This is a genomic window from Xanthomonas sp. 60 (assembly GCF_011761925.1).
Genome location: NZ_JAASQW010000011.1, coordinates 1 through 17,746, shown reverse-complemented (window position 1 = coordinate 17,746; position 17,746 = coordinate 1). Strand labels below are relative to the sequence as shown.

Below are 17,746 nucleotides of genomic sequence, written 5' to 3'. Positions count from 1 at the left end.
GAGCGGCTCTTGCCGTCCCCCACCCAACCCCATCGCCCAGCCCAATCCCAGTAACCCAACCCCAGCGCCACCACGGAGGGGCGCAGCCGTTCGCCTCACACCTCAGTGCGCAACCGTCCCACTGCTGTCGATCTTGCTCAGCTGGTACAACTCCAGGCCGATCCGCTGGATCAGCCCCAGCTGCTGCTCGAGCCACCACGCATGGTCTTCCTCGGTGTCCTTCAACTGCACCAGCAGCATGTCGCGGCTCACGTAGTCGCCGTGTGCCTCGCACAGCTTCATGCCCGCGGCAAGGCTGTTGCGCACCGCATACTCGGTATCGAGATCCTTGCGCAGCATCTCCTCCACCGTACGGCCCGGTTCGAACGCATGCGCCCGCATGTCCGGATCCCCGCCGAGGAACAGGATGCGCCGCAGCAGCGCGTCGGCATGCTCGGTTTCTTCCTGCATCTCGTGGTTGAGGCGTTCGTACAGCGCGAACAGCCCCTGGTCTTCGTAACGGCGCGAATGGATGAAGTACTGGTCGCGCGCGGCAAGCTCGCCGCGCAGCAGTTCCTTCAGGCAGGCGATGACTTCCGGATTGCCTTTCATGGGGGGCTCCTGTGACTCGATGGGGCCATGGTGCCCTATCCGCCGTCACGGTGATCTAATCGGAATCAATCGCAGTTGCACCCTGCCTGCGATCCGCAACGCCGCCCCGCTACACTCGGCAGCACTGCCCGCCCTTGCAAGGATCGCCATGCGTCGCTGGTTGCTGCGTCTGTTCTTCGTGCTTCTGCTGCTGGCTGCCAGCCTGGTCATCGTCGTGTGGCTTCTGCTGCGCGGGAGCCTGCCGAGGCTGGAGGGCGAGCGGCCACTGGACGGCCTGCAGGCGCCGGTCACCGTCACCCGTGATGCGCTCGGGGTGGTCACGCTTCAGGGGCGCAGCCAGGACGACGTGATGCGGGCGCTGGGCCACGTGCATGCCCAGGAACGCGGCTTCGAAATGGACCTCATGCGGCGCAGCGCCGCAGGCGAACTGGCCGCCCTGTTCGGACCGGCGGCCGTGGCGTCGGACAAGGGCATGCGTGTGCACCGGCTGCGGCACCGCGCCGCGCAGGTCGAGGTGTCATCCACGCTTGCCGCTTACGTGGAGGGCGTCAACCAGGGCCTGGCCGACCTCCCGGTGCGCCCCTGGCCGTACCTGCTGCTGCGCCAGCGCCCCGCCCCCTGGCAGGCCAGCGACAGCCTGCTGACCGGCTATGCGATGTACGCCGATCTGCAGGACCCCCGCAACCAGAGCGAGCTGGCCTTCAACCGCCTGCGCCAGGTCCTGCCACCCCCCCTGTACGCACTGCTGAGCCACGGCGGCAGCCGCTGGGACGCGCCGCTCGAGGGTGAGCCCGAAGGGGATGCCGTGCTGCCCCCCGCCGACCTGCTGGATCTGCGCCAGCTTCCCGGATCGGCCGGCGCGCGGCTGGAGACGCCGGACACCAAGGGCAGCAACAATTTCGCCGTCGCTGGCGCCCTCACGGCAGACGGCCGCGCGATCCTGGCCGACGACATGCATCTGGGCCTGCGCGCACCCAATATCTGGTTCCGCGTGCGCCTGCGCTATCCCGATGCGCAGGCACCCGGCGGCCAGGTCGATGTGAGCGGATTCTCCCTGCCCGGCCTGCCGGCGATCATCGTCGGCAGCAACGGCCACGTGGCCTGGGGCTTCACCAACAGCTACATCGACACCGCCGACTTCCGCCGCGAGCCGGCCACCACGCCGGTGCGCGTGCAGACCGAGCGCATCGAGGTGGCCGGCGCTGCGCCGGTGATGCTCACGGTACGCGAGAGCGCGTGGGGACCACAGCTGCATGCACACCCCGATGGCAGCCACGATGCACTGCGCTGGGCGGCGCACCTGCCCGGTGCGGTGAACCTGGACCTGGCCGACATGGCACGTGCGGCCGACCTGGAGCAGGCGCTGGCCGTGGCCGACCGTGCGCGCATTCCCGCGCAGAACCTGCTGCTCGCCGACAGTCGCGGACGCATCGCGTGGCGGCTCATCGGCGCACGTCCGCAGCGCGCACCCGGCTGCCTGCCGGCGGGACCGCGCACGATGGCGGCCGATGACTGCCCTGCATGGTCACTCCGCAGCGACGCCTCGCCCACGCGCGCGGACCCTGCGCTGCAGCGACTCTGGACCGCGAACGGACGGGTGATGAGCGGCGACGACGCGCGCATCGCTGGCGACGGTGGCTACGATCTCGGCGCGCGTGGCGCACAGATCCGCGATGCGCTGCTGGCGCGTGAGCGTTTCACCGAAGCCGATCTGCTGGCCATCCAGCTTGATGACCGCGCCCTGTTCCTGCAGCGCTGGCATGCGCTGCTGAGGCAGGTGGTGGCCGGCAGCGACGATCCCGCGCTGCGTCGCCTGGAAGCGGCGACCCGCACGTGGGACGGACGCGCTTCGGTGGATGCGGTGGGTTACCGGATCGTACGTGGCTTCCGCGGTGAAGTCCTCGACGAGGTTGCCGGTGCCTTGCTCGCGCCCGCCCGCCGTGCGTTGGGACCAGCCTGGCTGGAGCCGCGCCTGCCGCAGTTCGAAGGCGTATTGTGGCCGCTGCTGGAACAGCGCCCGGCGCACCTGCTGCCACCCGGCCATGACAGCTGGGAGGCATTGCTGGCCGGTGCGGCGAAGCGGCTGGAGGCCGGGCTGTCCGCGCAGGGGCCGTTGGCCGAGCGCACGTGGGGGGAACGCAACACGGCGGCCATCTGCCATCCCATCAGCCGCGCCCTGCCCGCGCTGGCACGTCCTGCCCTGTGCATGCCGGCCGAGCCCCTTGCCGGTGACAGCAACATGCCCCGGGTACAGGGGCCTGCCTTCGGTGCCTCGCAGCGCATGGTGGTGGCGCCCGGGCATGAGGCGGACGGCATCATCCACATGCCTGGCGGACAGAGCGGGCACCCGTTGTCACCGTACTGGGCCGCAGGCCATGCGGACTACGTGCAGGGCCGGCCCACGCCGTTCCTCCCGGGTCCTGCACAACACACGCTCATCCTGCGCCCCGCGGTCCGCTGACCGCACTCAGCCAACGGGCCGACGACGCTCCAGCAGGTTCAGCAGAGGGCCGGTCATGGCCGTGGTCACCAGCGCCATGATCACCAGCACGGCGAACAGGCGGTCGCCGAGCAGGCCGAGTTCGTAACCAAGATTGAGCACGATGAGTTCCATCAGGCCGCGGGTGTTCATCAACACCCCGAGGCGCCAGGCATCGCGCGCGGGCATGCGCAGGCTGCGCGCAGTGCCCCACGTGCCGACGAGCTTGCCGAGCGTCGCCACGGCGATCACCCCCACGCACAGCAGCAGATCGCTTGCCTGCAGGGCGTCAGCACGCAGCCTCAATCCGGTCATGGCGAAGAAAAGGGGCAACAGCAGCGCGACCGCCAGCGGCTCCACGCGCGCCACGACCAGCGAACGCAGTGCCGCATTGCCCGACACCACCACGCCCGCGGCGAAGGCACCGAACAAGGCATGGATGCCCAGCAGCTCGGTCAGCAGCGCGCTGGCCAGCGTCAGCACCAGCAGGACCAGCAGCCAGCGCCCTTCCTGTCCCGGCGCGATGGCGCGACGCCCGAACCAGGGCCGCACCACGCCGAGCATCAGGCCGACGAACACCACCACGCAGACCAGGTTGAATGCCGCAGGCGCCCAGCCGCTGGCCTGCGCCGCCGCCACGATCAGCGCCAGCAGGCACCACGCCGTGGCATCGCCCAGCGCGGCGCAGGCAATGGCGGTCTGGCCGAGTGGCGTCTGCGTGATGCCCCGGTCGGCGAGGATGCGCAGCAGCACCGGGAACGCGGTGATGCTCAGCGAGATGCCAACGAACAAGGCGAACGCAGTGAAGCCCACGCCCGCCGGACCATGCGCTGGGTACAGCCACAGCGCCATCAGCACGCCCAGCAGGAACGGCACGGCAATCCCGGCATGGCTGACCGTGAGGGCGAAACGCCTGCGCCCTCGCAATGCACCGAGGTCCAGCTCGGCACCTGCCACCAGCAGGAACATGAGCACGCCCAGCTGGCTCAGCAGGCCCAGTGCACCCAGCGAACTGGCCGGAAACAACGCGCCATGCAGAGCAGGCAACACGCTGCCCAGCACCAGCGGGCCCATCATCAGTCCGGCTGCCATTTCGCCGATCACGGCCGGCTGCCCGAGCCGACGCACCAGCGCACCGGCGCCCTTGGCCACCAGCAGCAACACCAACAGCTGCAGCAGGAACAGCGCCAGCGGCGAGCCCAGGTGCTGCGCCCAGTAGCTGCCGGCCACGCTCTCCGCACGCGCGGACAGGGCCGTCCCCTGCGGCCCCGCCTGGCGGGCGAGCAGCAACCCGACCAGCAACGGCACCCCGACCCAGGCCGTGTAATGCCATCCCCATTTCATCCGCGACAACGGTCGCTCGGCGTGTGCATCCATGTCCATCACCCTGCTGGAAGGCGCCGATCATACGACGCCTTCATGCCGGTCGGTGCGTTGCTGCGATCGCTCAGGCCAGCGCCTGCGCGTGCACACCCGCCACGGCGCGCCCAGAGGGGTCGGCGGCGGCCGCGAAGCTGGCATCCCAGGCGATCGCCGCCGGTGACGAACAGGCAATGGACTTGCCACCGGGCACGGTCGTGGCGGCGGCATGGCTCGGGAAATGCTGCTCGAACAGATGCCGGTAGTAATAGGCTTCCTTGGTCTGCGGCGGGTTGTGCGGGAACCGCGTGTCCGCCGCCGCCAGCACCCGGTCGCTGACCTGCGCCTCGGCATGCGCCTTCAGGCCATCGATCCATCCGTAACCAACCCCGTCGCTGAACTGTTCCTTCTGCCGCCACAGAATGCTCTCCGGCAGGTAGCCTTCGAACGCCGCGCGCAGCACGCCCTTCTCCACCCGCCGGCCGCCTGCCGCTTCGCTGCCGACCATCTTGTGCGCGGCGTCGAAGCGCATGGCCACGTCAAGGAACTCGCGGTCGAGGAACGGCACGCGCGGCTCCACGCCCCAGGCCATCATCGACTTGTTGGCGCGCAGGCAGTCGTAGTTGTGCAGCGCATCCAGCTTGCGCACCAGTTCTTCATGGAACTGCCGCGCATCCGGCGCCTTGTGGAAGTACAGGTAGCCGCCGAAGATCTCGTCGCTGCCTTCGCCGGAGAGCACCATCTTCACGCCCATGGCCTTGATGCGGCGCGCGAGCAGGAACATCGGGGTGGAGGCGCGGATGGTGGTGACATCGTAGGTTTCGATGTGGCGGATCACCTCGGGCAGGACATCCAGTCCCTCTTCGAAGGTGTACTCGAAGCCATGGTGGACAGTGCCCAGCGCTTCGGCGGCGATGGCCGCGGCGGCCAGATCCGGCGAGCCCTGCAGGCCGATCGCGAAGGAATGCAGCCGCGGCCACCAGGCCTCACTCTGCCCGCCATCTTCGATGCGACGCCGAGCGTAGCGGGCGGCGACGGCGGCCACCAGCGACGAATCCAGCCCGCCGGAGAGCAGCACGCCGTAAGGCACGTCACTCATCAACTGGCGCTCGACGGCCTGTTCGAAGGCTGCACGCAGCGCCGCCAGGTCCACGGCCTCGCCCTGCACGGCATCGTAATCGCGCCACTGCGGCTGGTAATAGCGCACCAGGGTGCCGCTGGCACTGTCGTAGCAGTGGCCGGGCGGGAACTGCGCCGCATCCGCGCACGTATCCACCAGCGCCTTCAGTTCGGAGGCCACGCGCAGGCGGCCCTGCGCGTCGTGGCCCCAGTACAGCGGCACCACGCCCATCGGATCGCGGGCGATGAGCACACGCCCGGCCTGGCGATCCCACAGCGCGAAGGCGAAGATCCCGTTGAGCTGTTCCAGCCACTGCGCTGGCGACCCTTGCCGGTACAGGGCATTGATCACTTCACAGTCCGATCCGGTCTGGAACGCGTACGCCTGGGCCAGGCGGGCCTTCAGGCGCTGGTGGTTGTAGATCTCGCCGTTGACCGCCAGGGCCAGCTGTCCGTCCTCGGACAGCAGCGGCTGCGAGCCGCCGGCCGGGTCCACGATGGCCAGGCGCTCATGCACCAGCAGGGTGCTCTCGTCCTGGTAGACACCACTCCAGTCCGGGCCACGGTGGCGTTGGCGCTGCGACTGGGACAGCGCATGACGACGAAGCGCGGTGGGGTCATCACCGGGCTGCAGGCCGAAAATTCCGAAGATCGAACACATGGGACGGTTCCTTCATGGGGGTAGGGGCGGGTGTTCATCCGGCGACCTCGCCTGGCGTTGCGGGCACAAAAAAACCCGCATCGGCCGATGCGGGTTTCTGGTGTCCGGGTGGCGTGTTGCCTTATCTCCCCTGGGCGCAGTCCCGCATCGGCCGCGCACGATTGTTCGCGCGCAGGTTATTGCGGTTGGTGGTGGCGACGGCGGGGGTCAGGGGGCGGTGCATGGATCGAACGTAACGCGGGACTGCGGCGGGTGCAACTGTTGCGTTGGCAACGAACGGTCATCGGGAAACGGGCGGCCAACAGGCAGGAGCACGGACAGAGGCCGCCATGGGCGGAGCAGCCGCACACGCGGCTGCACCGGAGCGACCCGGCGCAGCCGCGATGAATCAGGCCAGCAGCAGGCGCTCCACCAGCCGCTGATAGAGGCCCGGCAAGGCCTCCAGCTCGTCCACGCGCACGTTCTCGTCCACCTGGTGGATGCTGGCGTTGACCGGCCCCACTTCGATGCACTGCGCACCCAGCGGCGCAATGAACCGGGCATCGGACGTACCGCCGCCGGTGCTTTCTTCCGGCGCATGGCCGGCATGCTCGGCCAGCACCGCACGCGCGGCCGCGCGCAGCGGTCCTTCCGGGGTATGGAACGGCTCGCCGCTGCGATGCCACGCCAGCGTGTACTGCAGCCCATGCCGATCCAGCAGCGCGGTGATCTCTGCTTCGAGCCTGGGCGCATCCCAATGGGGGTTGTAGCGGAGATTGAAATCCACCTCCAGCTCCCCGGGAATCACGTTGTTGGCACCGGTACCGGCATGGACGTTGGAGATCTGCAGGCTGGTGGGCGGGAAGCTCTCATAGCCGTCATCCCAGTGCCGTGCACTGAGTTCGGCCAGCATCGGCGCGGCGAGGTGGATGGGATTGCGTGCCTTTTCCGGGTACGCCACATGGCCCTGAACGCCCTGCACGCGCAGCTTCGCCGAGAGGCTGCCGCGACGGCCGACCCGCAGCAGATCGCCGAGGGTGGCCGTGGAGGACGGCTCCCCGGTGATGCACCAGTCGATACGCTCCCCGCGTTCGGCGAACAACCGCGCCACATGCCGCACGCCATCGATCGCATCACCCTCCTCGTCACTGGTCAGCAGGACGGCCAGCGTGCCCTCATGCGAAGGATGGGCGGCGACGAACGCTTCAGCCGCCACGACGAACGCCGCCACGCTGCCCTTCATGTCCGCCGCACCGCGGCCATACAGCACGCCGTCGCGGATCTGCGGCACGAAGGGATCGCTCTGCCACGCCTCGCGCGGCCCCGGAGGCACCACATCGGTGTGGCCCAGCAGCACCAGCACCGGCGCGCCGCTGCCATGGGTGGCCCAGAGGTTGTCGACCTCGCCCAGGCGCAGGTGCTCGCACTGGAAGCCGGCCGCCTGCAGGCGTGCGGCCAGCAGCGCCTGGCAGCCCGCGTCGTCGGGGGTCACCGACGGCCGAGCGATCAGCTCGCAGGCCAGCGCGAGCACCGCGCTCATGCCGCGCCCACGCCGAAGCGCGCCTTGAAGCCGTTGTCACTGAAGCCCTGCGAGACCTTGCCGTCGGCGGTGACCACGAGCGGACGCTTGATCAGCTGCGGGTACTCGCGCAGCAGCAGCTTCCATTCCGCCTCGGAATCGGCGGCCTTGCGGTTCTCCGGCAGCTGGCGCCAGGTGGTGGACGCGCGGTTCACCATGGTGGACAGTCCGCCGAGCTGCGCGGCCCATTCGAGCAGCATCTCCGGGCTCGGTTTGACCTCGCGGTAATCCACGAAGGTGTAGGCCACGCCGAAGCGGTCGAGCCACTTCATCGCCTTCCTGCACGTATCGCAGTTCTTCAGGCCGTAAAGGGTGGTGGTCATGCGCGCCTGGCCCTCAATCGGCCAGGCCGCGCAGCAGATCGTTGACGCTGGTCTTGCTGCGCGTCTTCGCGTCCACCTGCTTGACGATCACCGCGCAGTACAGCGAATGCGTACCGTCCTGGCTGGGCAGCGAGCCGGAGACCACCACGCTGTAGGGCGGAATGTACCCGTAGGTCACCTCGCCGGTGGCGCGGTTGTAGATGCGCGTGCTCTGGCTCAGGAACACGCCCATGCCGATCACGCTGTGGTGGCCCACCACCACGCCCTCCACCACCTCAGAGCGCGCGCCGATGAAGCAGTGGTCCTCAATGATGGTCGGGCTGGCCTGCAGCGGTTCCAGCACGCCGCCGATGCCGGCACCACCGGAGAGATGGCAGTGGCTGCCGATCTGCGCGCACGAACCCACCGTGGCCCACGTATCGACCATGGTGCCCTCGCCCACGTAGGCGCCGATATTGGTGAAGCTCGGCATCAGCACCACATCCTTGCCGAAGTAGGTGCCGCGGCGGGCGACCGCACCAGGCACCACGCGCACGCCGGCACGGCGGAAGGCGGCCTCGTCATAGCCGGCGAAGCGGGCCTCGACCTTGTCCCAGAACGGCGCCGGGTCCGCGTCCACCACGACCATGTCATTGACGCGGAAATACAACAGCACCGCTTTCTTCAGCCATTCGTTGACCTTCCAGCCCCCCTGCCCGTCCGGCTCGGCAACGCGGAACTCGCCGCTCTCCAGGCCGTCGATCACACGGTTCACCAGTGGACGGGTGGAGCCTTCGATCTCATGGCCGGTCAGCGCCGCGCGGCGCTCGAACGCACTCTCGATGCCGAACCTCAGCTCTTCTACACCCGGTGCCGGCGGCTTGCGCAGCGACGTGCGCGCGATGTTCTCGGCGCGTGCCTTCTCAACGGGGACCGCCTTGCCTGCGGACCTGCGCGGGACGGACGGCGCGCCCCCCCCCTTCTTCGCCGGCGCCGGCGTGGCCGCCACGCGCTTCCTGGCGGCCACGGGCTTTTTCGCTGCCACCGTCTTCTTCACGGCCGCAGCCTTCTTCGGCGAGGCCGTCTTGGCGGCGGCCACCGGCTTGGTCGCGGTCTTGCCCGGCTTGGACGGCGGTGCGGCTTTCTTGGTCGGCTTGGTGGCCATCAGGGTGTCTCTCCAGCATGAACATCGGGGTCCAGGCAGGCCAGCATGGCGTCCTGCAGCTGCTGCCTGGCGGCTTCAGTAAGGGGGCGGTCGTGCTCATCGCTGATCACGAAGGTGTCCTCGGCGCGCTCGCCGAAGGTGGCGATGCGCGCATCGTGGACACGCAGCTTCTGGTTGCGCAGCACCGAAGCCACGTCGGCCAGCAGCCCGGGGCGGTCGGGCGCCACGAGGCTGAAGCGCGTACTCGGATTGTCGCCAGGGTGCTCGCGGAAGGCCACGCGCGGAGCGAAACGGAAATGCCGCAGCTGCCGCGGGATCGCGCGGCGTGACGGGCGCAGGCGGGCCAGGTCGCCCACAAGCGCCTCGCGCAGCGCGGCCTCCAGCCGCAGCGGGTCACCGTCGGCGAACGTGTCGGCCGGGCTGACCTCGAAGGCATCGAAGATGGTGTTGGATGGTCCATCCAGCACGCGCGCACGATGGATGCCGTAGCCCTTGCGGTCCAGTGTCATCACGATCGCGGCGAACAGGCCATCGCGGTCGGGCGAGTGGACGAACACTTCCAGGGCCGGATCATCCGGGGTGATCGCACGCACCTTGACCAGCGTCTGTCCGTTGCGCACGGGCACCAGCGAGGCGGCATGCCAGGCCAGCTGTTCGGGACGCAGCCGGATGAACCCTTCATCGGGCATCACGGCGAACTGGCGGTCGATCGTGGCGTCGTCGTAGCCACGCTCGCGCACCAGCGCACGCACGGATTCGCGCGCTTCGGCCACGCGCTCGGCCGCTGGCAGCGGCGGCTCCAGGCCGTCCAGCAGCGCGCGCCGCGTCGCGAAATACAGGTCGGCCAGCAGCCGATCCTTCCAGGCATTCCACAGCTTCGGGCTGGTGCCGGCGATGTCGGCACAGGTCAGCAGGTACAGGTAGTCCAGGCGCTCGCGGCTGCCCACCAGCGTGGCGAAGCGGTGGATCACTTCGGCATCGCTGATGTCCTGCTTCTGCGCGGTCATCGACATGCGGAGGTGCTGCTCCACCAGCCACGCCACCAGCTCGGTGTCGGCGCTGCTCAGGCGCATGGCCTCGCAGAAGGCCCGTGCATCGGCCGCACCGAGCTCGGAATGATCCCCGCCCCGCCCCTTGGCGATGTCGTGGAACAGGCCAGCCAGCAGCAGCAGCTCCGGGCGGCGCAGGCGCGGCCACACTTCGTGGGCGATCAAAAAACGGTCGTCGGCGCGGCTGGTGCCGAACAGGCCGATGTTGCGCAGGACCATCAGCGTGTGCTGGTCGACCGTGTAGACGTGGAACAGGTCGAACTGCATGCGCCCGCTGACCTGGGCGAAGGCCGGGATCCATTGCCCGAGCACACCCAGCCGGGCCATGCGGGACAGCGTGTCGACAGGTCGCGCCCCACGCAGCAGGGCCATGAACTGATCGCGCACGCCAGGCTCGGCCTGGTCGAACGCCGCCAGCCCGGGCAGTGCTTCGGCCAGCGCGCGTGCGGTCATCGAATGCAGGCCGCGCACCGGCGGATTGTTGGCCCAGCTGGCGAACAGGGCGAACACCTGGCCCATGTCCTGCCCCGGCCACTGTGCGTCTTCGGCGGCGAGGAAGCCACGGCGCAGCGCGAAACCGACGGTCAGCGGCTCGGGCACCGCGCTGCCATCGAACTGTTCCTCGAAACGCTGCAGCAGGCGCTCACTGATCCGGCGGATGACGGTGGCCGCGCGGTAGAACCCCTGCATCATCTTCTCGACGGCAAGGCTCTCGGCATCGTCTTCGAAGCCCAGCCGGGCCGCCAGCGTCTTCTGGTAATCGAAGCGCAGGCGCTCTTCCGGACGCCGCGCGACCAGGTGCAGGCCGTAACGCAGGCGCGCCAGCAACGCACGTTCGCGCTTGAGCGCCACCGCTTCATCAGCGCCCAGGTGCCCCAGCCCTACCAGGGCTTCGAGGTCGCGCACGCCGAAGGCGCGCAGGGCCATCCAGCCCAGCGTGTTGAGGTCGCGCAGCCCGCCGGGGCCGTCCTTGAGGTCCGGCTCCAGGTTGTCAGCGGTGTCGCCGAAGCGCTCGTGGCGCGCACGCAGCTCTTCAAGCTTGGCCAGGAAGAAGGCGCGTGGCGGCCACAACGTGCTGTCATTGATGGCCTGCGCCAGCGGTCGCCGCTGCGCGTCGGCGGCGGCGACCGGGCGCGCTTCGATGAGCGCGGTGAGCACGGTCTGGTCCGCCGCTGCCTGCTGGCACTGTTCGATGGAACGCACCGCGTGGCTGACTGGCAGGCCGCAATCCCACAGCAGCGCGAACAGGCGCGCCAGCCCGCCCTCGTGCGCGTGCTGTGCATCGCTCTGGCCAAGCACCAGCACATCGATGTCCGAACGCGGGAACAGTTCGCCGCGGCCATACCCCCCGACGGCGAACAGTGACAGCCCGCAGCCCTCGGGCATGCAGCGCTGCCATGCCAGGCGCATCAGGTGGTCAGCCGCGCGCGCGCGCAATGCGATCAGCCGCTCGATATCGTCGCCCTGGTCGAAGCGACGGTGCAGCTTCGCGTCGGTCTGCTGCATGGCCTGGCGGGCGGCCGCCGCCCAGTCGGGATCGGTATCCGACGCCGCCGGCGCGTCCTGCAATGAACCCGCCGGCAGCAGGCTCATGCGACCTGCGATTCGCCCGGAGCGAGCGTCAGCACCTCGACGCCGGTCTCGATGACCGCCACCATGTGCTCCCACTGCGCGGACAACTTCCGATCCTTGGTGACCACGGTCCAGCCGTCAGGCAGCACCTTGTTGTAACGGGTGCCTTCGTTGATCATCGGCTCGATGGTGAATGTCATGCCGGGCTGCAGCACCAGGCCCTGGCCGGGGCGCCCGTAATGCACGACCTGCGGCTCGTCGTGGTAGACCTTGCCGATGCCGTGGCCGCAATACTCACGCACCACACTGAAGCGTTCGCCTTCGGCATAGCTCTGGATGGCGTGGCCGATGTCACCCAGTGTTGCGCCCGGCTTGACGGCACGGATGCCACGCCACATCGCTTCGTAGGTCGCCTCGACCAGGCGCCGGGCCATGATCGAGGGCGTGCCGACGTAGTACATGCGGCTGGTATCGCCATGCCAGCCATCCTTGATCACGGTCACATCGATGTTGACGATGTCGCCGTCCTTCAGCACCTTCGCCTCGCTCGGGATGCCATGGCAGATGACATTGTTCACCGAGGTGCACACGGTCTTCGGAAAGCCGCGATAGCCGACATTGGCAGGCGTGGTGCCCTGCACGTTGACGATGTGATCATGGCAGATGCGATCAAGCTCTTCGGTAGTGACACCGGGCTTGACGTGGGGAGCGACGATGTCGAGCACTTCGCTGGCCAGCCGGCCGGCGATGCGCATCATCTCGATTTCCTGCGGGGTTTTGAGATTCACGGTCATGCCGCCCATTATCGCCGATCCGGGGCCATAGCTGAACGGGTCCGTGGACGCCGTGACAGGCCCGGTTGTGCTGGAGGCGACAATTCCAGCGCCAAATTTGTGACGACTATCACCTAACAAGGGCCCATCCGCGACAAGTTTCCCCCTATAAATGTCACCTACGCCACGTTTGAACGCATCGTTTCGGTTCAGGACCCTGAAGGTCCAAGGAGATCCCGCTCATGCGCACTACACGTCGTTTCCGTCGTCTGGCTGCCTGCGCTCTGGCCGCCCTTCTCGCGACCTCGTCCGTTCCCGCCTTTGCCCAGAACAGCGTCACCTTCAACGTCCGCATCGCCATCACCACCTCCTGCACGATCGCCGCTGCCGCACCGACGGACGTGGATTTCGGCACGGTAGCGTCCACGGCGACCGCGCCGGTGCTGGCCCAGGGGACCATCACGGCCCAGTGTTCGGCGTTGACGCCTTACTCCATCGCACTGAACGCGGGGGCGAATGCCGCTACCGCAGGCGACGTCACCACGCGCCGGATGCGGCATACGGACGCAGCAGTGACCACCAACAACTTCGTCGGCTACCAGCTCTACCAGGACGCCGGCCGCACCAATGTGTGGGGCGCCACGACCGCCACCAACACGGTGGCCGCCGTGGGCACGGGGACGCCGCAGGCGTACAACGTCTACGGCCGGGTGCTCAACCCGAGCGTCAACAACGCCGCCGCCGGTTCCTATCTGGATACCGTTACCGCCACCATCACCTACTGACGGGGGCGGCAATGGTTCTTCCCCGGCGCCGATGGATCTCCATCGGCCTGTTGGCCCTGTGCGCGCTGCCTTTCCACTGGGCGACCGCAGCCAGCCTGCAGGTCGCCCCGACACGGCTGGAACTGCGTCCCGGGCAGGCCAGCGAGGCGCTCTGGTTGACCAACACCGGCACCTCGTCGATGCAGGTGCAGATCCGCGTTTTCCGCTGGCAGCAGGCCGATGGTGAAGACCGGCTGCTGGAGACCCGGGACATCCAGCCCAGTCCCCCGGTGCACGACCTCGCTGCGGGCCAGCAGCAGCTGGTGCGCCTGGTCCGCATCGGCGCCGCTGCACCTGCCGCCCAGCAGGCTTACAGGGTGGTGGTGGACGAGCTGCCACGCCTGGACCCGGAGGCGCGCGGCATGCAGTTCGTGCTGCGCTACTCGGTCCCCTTGTTCCTGCAGCCCGCCAACGCCGACGCGCTCAAGCCCCGGCTGACCGCCCGCGTACGGCCCCTGGCCGACGGCTCCCCGGGACTGGAGGTGCGCAACGAAGGCGACGGCCCTGCGCAGGTGGCCGATGTGGCCGTCGGCGAACCCTCGCGCCCACGCATCCTGCGTCCAGGCCTGGTCGGCTACGTCCTGCCCGGCCAGGTCATGCACTGGAGCCTGGACACCCCTGCGTTGCCCGAGGCGGCCACGTTCTCGGCGAAGATCAATGGCGAACCGGCACAGACCCCGCTTCCCCCGACGCCACCGGCTCGCTGAAGCCGCCATGCGTGTCCTGCTCGGACTGCTCCCGGTCAGCGCACAGGCGACGGACGTGGCCGCCACCGGCGCCATGCCCGACGCCCTGCTGCCGCCGCCGACGCCGCTCACCGCCGCGCCGTCGCTGTACCTGGAGGTCACCTTGAACCAGGCCCCGCGTGGGCTGCTGCCGTTCATCGACCAGCACGGCCGTCTCCAGGCACGGCCAGAGGTACTGCGCCAACTGGGGTTCCCCGCGCAGGGCGATGCACCGGTGTACCTGGACCAGCTGAGCGGCGTGCACGTGCGTTACGACGCGCGCATGCAGACGTTGGCCATCGATGCACCGCTGGACCAGCTCGACCTTCCCATCACCGCCGTCGGGGCGCGCGCGACCGACATTCCCGCGGCACGGGCCTCGCCCGGCGCGCTGCTCAACTATGACCTGTACGCCACCCACGTCGAGGACCAGTCCAGCCTGGCGCTGACCTCGGAAGTGCGGATTTTCGGCGTGGGTCGCGGCACGCTCTCGAACCTGTCGCTGCAGCGTCGATTCCAGGAGGGTCCTTCGCGGCGCTGGCACGGCGAAAGCGTCCGGCTGGACACGCGCTGGACGCTGGATTTCCCCGAGCAGGCCATCAGTGTGGATGTCGGCGACTTCTACAGCGGGTTTCTGGACTGGAGCCGTCCGGTGCGCATGGCGGGGGTGCAGGTGGGGCGCAACTACGGCCTGCAGCCCTATCGGGTGCTCTCACCCACGCCGAGCTTCCTCGGCCAGGCCGTGGTGCCCTCCAACGTCGAGCTTTACATCGACGGGCTGCGCCAATACAGCGGCGAAGTTCCGGTAGGGCCTTTCCAGCTGGCCACGCAACCAGGGATCAGCGGCACCGGCACCGCGCAGGTGGTGATCACCGATGCCTTCGGCCGCAGCCGTACTGTCGATTTCGATTTCTACGGCACGCAGCAGCTGCTGGCGCGGGGCCTGAGTGACTGGTCGGTGGGCATGGGCCGCCTGCGCGAGGACTACGGTGTGCGTTCGTTTTCCTACGATGAGCGCACCCTGGCCAGCGCCACGTGGCGCCACGGCGTCAGCGACCGGTTCACCGCCGAAGCCCATGCCGAAGCGGGCGGCGGCCTGCGCCAGGCCGGGGTCGGCGGCGGTTGGCTGGCAGGCCGCGCCGGCGTGGTGACCGCCGCGTACGCCCGCAGCGCGCTGGGCGGGCTGCGCGGCGGCCAGTACGCGCTGGGCTACAACTGGAACAACCGGCGTTTCAACGTGAATCTGCTCAGCCGACGCACCCACGGCGATTACCGCGACCTGGGCGCCCTGCAGGACAGCCTCCCACCGGCCATCACCGAACAGGCCACGCTGGGCATCAACCTGGACCGGCTGGGTGCGGTGAGTGCCAGCTACCTGCGTCTGCGCCAGGCGGAGGGGCAGGATGACCGCTATGTCAGCGTCTTCTGGTCGCGCACGTTCTCCGAGCGCTGGTCGGCGTACGTAACCGCCAACCAGAACCTGTCCCGGCGCAGCGACCGCAGCGTCTACCTTGCATTGTCCGCCGCGCTCGGCCGTGACCGCCAGGCCAGCCTGGCCGTGCAGCGCAGTGGCGGCCAGCAGGTTTACAGCGTGGACGTTTCGCAGCCGGTGCCCGGCGATGGTGGCGGCAATGGCATGGGCTGGCGCGTGCAGGCGCGGCACGGCGACCGCGGCACCGGTGCCTTGGCAGAGGGCGGCTGGCTCACACCGTCCGGGCGCTATTCGCTGGGGGCGGTGCACGAAGGGGGCAGCACCTACGGCTATGCGAACGCGGGAGGTGCACTGGTCTGGATGGGCGGGCACCTGTTCGCGGCACGCGAGATCAACGACGCCTTCGCGGTCGTCTCCACCGGCGGCATTGCCGATGTGCCGGTCCGGCTGGAAAACCGGGAGATCGGCCGCACGGACCGCAACGGTCTGCTGCTGGTCAGCCCGCTGCTGTCCTGGCAGCGCAACCGGCTGTCCATCGATACGCTCGGGCTGCCGGCCGACCTGGTGGCCGATCGGGTGGACGACTGGATCACCCCGCGCCAAGGCGCCGGCCTGGGGGTCAGCTTCGGCCTGCGCCGCAGCCGCTCGGCGCAGCTGCTGCTTGTTGACGGCGATGGCACGCCGATTCCGGTGGGCAGCGTGGCGCGCGTCGGCCCCGGCGATGAGGCCGTGGTAGGGCACGACGGCTTACTCTACCTGCGCGACCTGCCCGCCGATGGCCAGCTGCAGGTGACTACGCCCGAGGGCCCCTGCGGCGTGCGCGTGCCTGCCTTGCCGGTGACCGCCGAGGGGGCACTGGCGCACATCGGACCACTGACCTGCGTGGCCGGGCCGTCCAGGGACCGGCCATGACACGCGCCATCCTGCTCGGCGCGCCCGTCCTGCTCCTGCTGCTGGCCTGGCCACGCCCGGCGCACGCGGACACCACCTGCACGGCCGCCGCTACGGCGATGGCGTTCGGGAACATCGCCAACAACGCCGCGTCGGCGACGCCTTCCACGATGGGGATCACCCTCACCTGCACGACCAGCGGGCTGACCCTTCTTGCCGATGTCCGCGTGCGCCTGTGCGTGGGTATCGGCAGTGGCAGCGCATCGACGACGGTGCTGCCGCAGCGGCGGATGACCAGTCCAAGTGGTGATGCGCTCGCTTTCCAGCTCTACACCGACGCCGCCCGCCAGGTGCCCTGGGGCCTGCTGCAGGGCGGCTCGCCACCGGCACAGGACGTACAGCTCAGCTACTCCGCTCCGCTGCTGGGCGGCTCAGGCACGGGGACGACCACGGTATATGGCGTGGTGCCGGCCAACCAGACCCTGGCCGCCGGCAGCTACAGCAGCGCGTTCAACGCCGGCAATGTAACGCTCACCTACGCGTACAACGAGGTGACCATCGGGACGCCCAGCATGCCCGCCAGCTGTACAGCGGCGGCCGCCACCAACCGCAAGAGTGCGACCAACAGCTTTCCGTTCAATGCTACCGCCACGGTGCTGCCACAGTGCGGCGGCTACCTGGTGACCGACATGGAGTTCGGGACGGTCACGGGGAGGATCGCCACGCCGATCGACCAGACCGCCCAGCTGACCCTGACATGTGTGCGCCGCACCGCGTTCACCGTTTCGCTGGACAATGGGCTGTATGCGATCGGCGGTACGCGACGGATGCGTCATGCTACCAACGCCAGTGCATTCATTCCGTACGAGCTTTACCGCGACAGTGCGCGGCAGCAGCGCTGGGGCAACACGCTCAACAGTGATGTCGTGGCCGGGGTGGGGACGGGGGTGGCGCAGCAGGTGAGCATTTATGGCCGTGCGCCGGCGAGCAGCGGCGCGCTGCCTGTTGCCGGGAACTATGCGGATCGGATTACGGTGACCATTACGTACTGATGCGGTGGGTGGAGTGACGGCGAACGGCTGGGCCCCTCGTGGCGGTGCGGGATTTTCGGGTGTACGTGGTTTGGCTGGGCGGGTGGAGGCGGCGGGGGACGGCAAGAGCTGCATCCTGCGTGCCTCGCGTCGCGCCATCCCTGGCGCGACACGGCCCCCCCCCCCCGGGGGGGCCCCCCCCCCCCCCCCCCCCC

General features: G+C 69.0%; 13 protein-coding genes. 5 read left to right on the top strand and 8 right to left on the bottom strand.

Going from position 1 to position 17,746, the window contains the following annotated elements; genetic code table 11:
- Positions 1 to 102 precede the first annotated feature (102 nt).
- On the bottom strand, positions 103 to 591 hold the full coding sequence (bfr, locus tag FHY09_RS16250; protein ID WP_166927955.1) for a bacterioferritin: 489 nt from the start codon (positions 589 to 591) through the stop codon (positions 103 to 105).
- 148 nt (positions 592 to 739) lie between these two features.
- Here bfr and FHY09_RS16245 point away from each other — a divergent pair, with 148 nt between their 5' ends.
- Entirely contained in the window at positions 740 to 3,052 is a 2,313-nt protein-coding gene (locus FHY09_RS16245) for a penicillin acylase family protein (RefSeq protein WP_166927954.1), read from the top strand.
- A gap of 6 nt (positions 3,053 to 3,058) precedes the next feature.
- On the opposite strand, the gene FHY09_RS16240 is transcribed toward FHY09_RS16245, so the two are convergent.
- From FHY09_RS16240 to map, 7 genes are all read right to left on the bottom strand, one after another.
- The gene (locus FHY09_RS16240) at positions 3,059 to 4,453 is read right to left on the bottom strand and encodes a cation:proton antiporter domain-containing protein (protein ID WP_166927953.1); all 1,395 of its coding nucleotides are present in this window, start codon (positions 4,451 to 4,453) and stop codon (positions 3,059 to 3,061) included.
- Between the two features lie 64 nt (positions 4,454 to 4,517).
- Positions 4,518 to 6,209 (bottom strand): asparagine synthase B, encoded by a 1,692-nt coding sequence (gene asnB / locus FHY09_RS16235; protein ID WP_166927952.1) that lies wholly within the window; start codon positions 6,207 to 6,209, stop codon positions 4,518 to 4,520.
- A 388-nt stretch (positions 6,210 to 6,597) separates the two neighbouring features.
- On the bottom strand, positions 6,598 to 7,728 hold the full coding sequence (gene dapE / locus FHY09_RS16230) for a succinyl-diaminopimelate desuccinylase (protein WP_166927951.1): 1,131 nt from the start codon (positions 7,726 to 7,728) through the stop codon (positions 6,598 to 6,600).
- A complete protein-coding gene (locus FHY09_RS16225) occupies positions 7,725 to 8,090 on the bottom strand; it encodes an arsenate reductase (RefSeq protein WP_166927950.1) in 366 nt (121 codons plus the stop codon). The genes dapE and FHY09_RS16225 overlap by 4 nt, the downstream gene beginning before the upstream one ends.
- Before the next feature lie 13 nt (positions 8,091 to 8,103).
- Positions 8,104 to 9,234 (bottom strand): 2,3,4,5-tetrahydropyridine-2,6-dicarboxylate N-succinyltransferase, encoded by a 1,131-nt coding sequence (gene dapD / locus FHY09_RS16220; RefSeq protein ID WP_208407969.1) that lies wholly within the window; start codon positions 9,232 to 9,234, stop codon positions 8,104 to 8,106.
- On the bottom strand, positions 9,234 to 11,876 hold the full coding sequence (locus FHY09_RS16215; RefSeq protein ID WP_166927949.1) for a [protein-PII] uridylyltransferase: 2,643 nt from the start codon (positions 11,874 to 11,876) through the stop codon (positions 9,234 to 9,236). The genes dapD and FHY09_RS16215 overlap by 1 nt, the downstream gene beginning before the upstream one ends.
- Complete coding sequence (gene map, locus FHY09_RS16210) at positions 11,873 to 12,649, bottom strand: type I methionyl aminopeptidase (RefSeq protein ID WP_456362848.1); 777 nt, start codon at positions 12,647 to 12,649, stop codon at positions 11,873 to 11,875. The genes FHY09_RS16215 and map overlap by 4 nt, the downstream gene beginning before the upstream one ends.
- Positions 12,650 to 12,870: 221 nt before the next feature.
- Between map and FHY09_RS16205 the strand changes: the two genes are divergently transcribed.
- The 4 genes from FHY09_RS16205 to FHY09_RS16190 are packed head-to-tail and all read left to right on the top strand — an operon-like array spanning position 12,871 to position 17,552.
- Positions 12,871 to 13,413, top strand: a complete 543-nt coding sequence (locus FHY09_RS16205; protein WP_166927947.1) for a Csu type fimbrial protein — start codon at positions 12,871 to 12,873, stop codon at positions 13,411 to 13,413.
- Positions 13,414 to 13,424: 11 nt separating this feature from the next.
- Entirely contained in the window at positions 13,425 to 14,159 is a 735-nt protein-coding gene (locus FHY09_RS16200; RefSeq protein WP_166927946.1) for a fimbria/pilus periplasmic chaperone, read from the top strand.
- Between the two features lie 7 nt (positions 14,160 to 14,166).
- Complete coding sequence (locus tag FHY09_RS16195) at positions 14,167 to 16,521, top strand: fimbria/pilus outer membrane usher protein (protein ID WP_166927945.1); 2,355 nt, start codon at positions 14,167 to 14,169, stop codon at positions 16,519 to 16,521.
- Positions 16,518 to 17,552, top strand: coding sequence for a Csu type fimbrial protein (locus FHY09_RS16190; RefSeq protein WP_166927944.1), 1,035 nt, complete (start codon positions 16,518 to 16,520; stop codon positions 17,550 to 17,552). Before FHY09_RS16195 ends, FHY09_RS16190 begins: the two co-directional genes overlap by 4 nt.
- Positions 17,553 to 17,746 lie beyond the last annotated feature (194 nt).

Coding starts and splice junctions, on each gene's coding strand:
- bfr (WP_166927955.1), bottom strand. CDS start 591: ATGAAAGGCAATCCGGAAGTCATCGCCTGCCTGAAGGAACTGCTGCGC.
- FHY09_RS16245 (WP_166927954.1), top strand. CDS start 740: ATGCGTCGCTGGTTGCTGCGTCTGTTCTTCGTGCTTCTGCTGCTGGCT.
- FHY09_RS16240 (WP_166927953.1), bottom strand. CDS start 4,453: ATGGACATGGATGCACACGCCGAGCGACCGTTGTCGCGGATGAAATGG.
- asnB (WP_166927952.1), bottom strand. CDS start 6,209: ATGTGTTCGATCTTCGGAATTTTCGGCCTGCAGCCCGGTGATGACCCC.
- dapE (WP_166927951.1), bottom strand. CDS start 7,728: ATGAGCGCGGTGCTCGCGCTGGCCTGCGAGCTGATCGCTCGGCCGTCG.
- FHY09_RS16225 (WP_166927950.1), bottom strand. CDS start 8,090: ATGACCACCACCCTTTACGGCCTGAAGAACTGCGATACGTGCAGGAAG.
- dapD (WP_208407969.1), bottom strand. CDS start 9,234: ATGGCCACCAAGCCGACCAAGAAAGCCGCACCGCCGTCCAAGCCGGGC.
- FHY09_RS16215 (WP_166927949.1), bottom strand. CDS start 11,876: ATGAGCCTGCTGCCGGCGGGTTCATTGCAGGACGCGCCGGCGGCGTCG.
- map (WP_456362848.1), bottom strand. CDS start 12,649: ATGACCGTGAATCTCAAAACCCCGCAGGAAATCGAGATGATGCGCATC.
- FHY09_RS16205 (WP_166927947.1), top strand. CDS start 12,871: ATGCGCACTACACGTCGTTTCCGTCGTCTGGCTGCCTGCGCTCTGGCC.
- FHY09_RS16200 (WP_166927946.1), top strand. CDS start 13,425: ATGGTTCTTCCCCGGCGCCGATGGATCTCCATCGGCCTGTTGGCCCTG.
- FHY09_RS16195 (WP_166927945.1), top strand. CDS start 14,167: ATGCGTGTCCTGCTCGGACTGCTCCCGGTCAGCGCACAGGCGACGGAC.
- FHY09_RS16190 (WP_166927944.1), top strand. CDS start 16,518: ATGACACGCGCCATCCTGCTCGGCGCGCCCGTCCTGCTCCTGCTGCTG.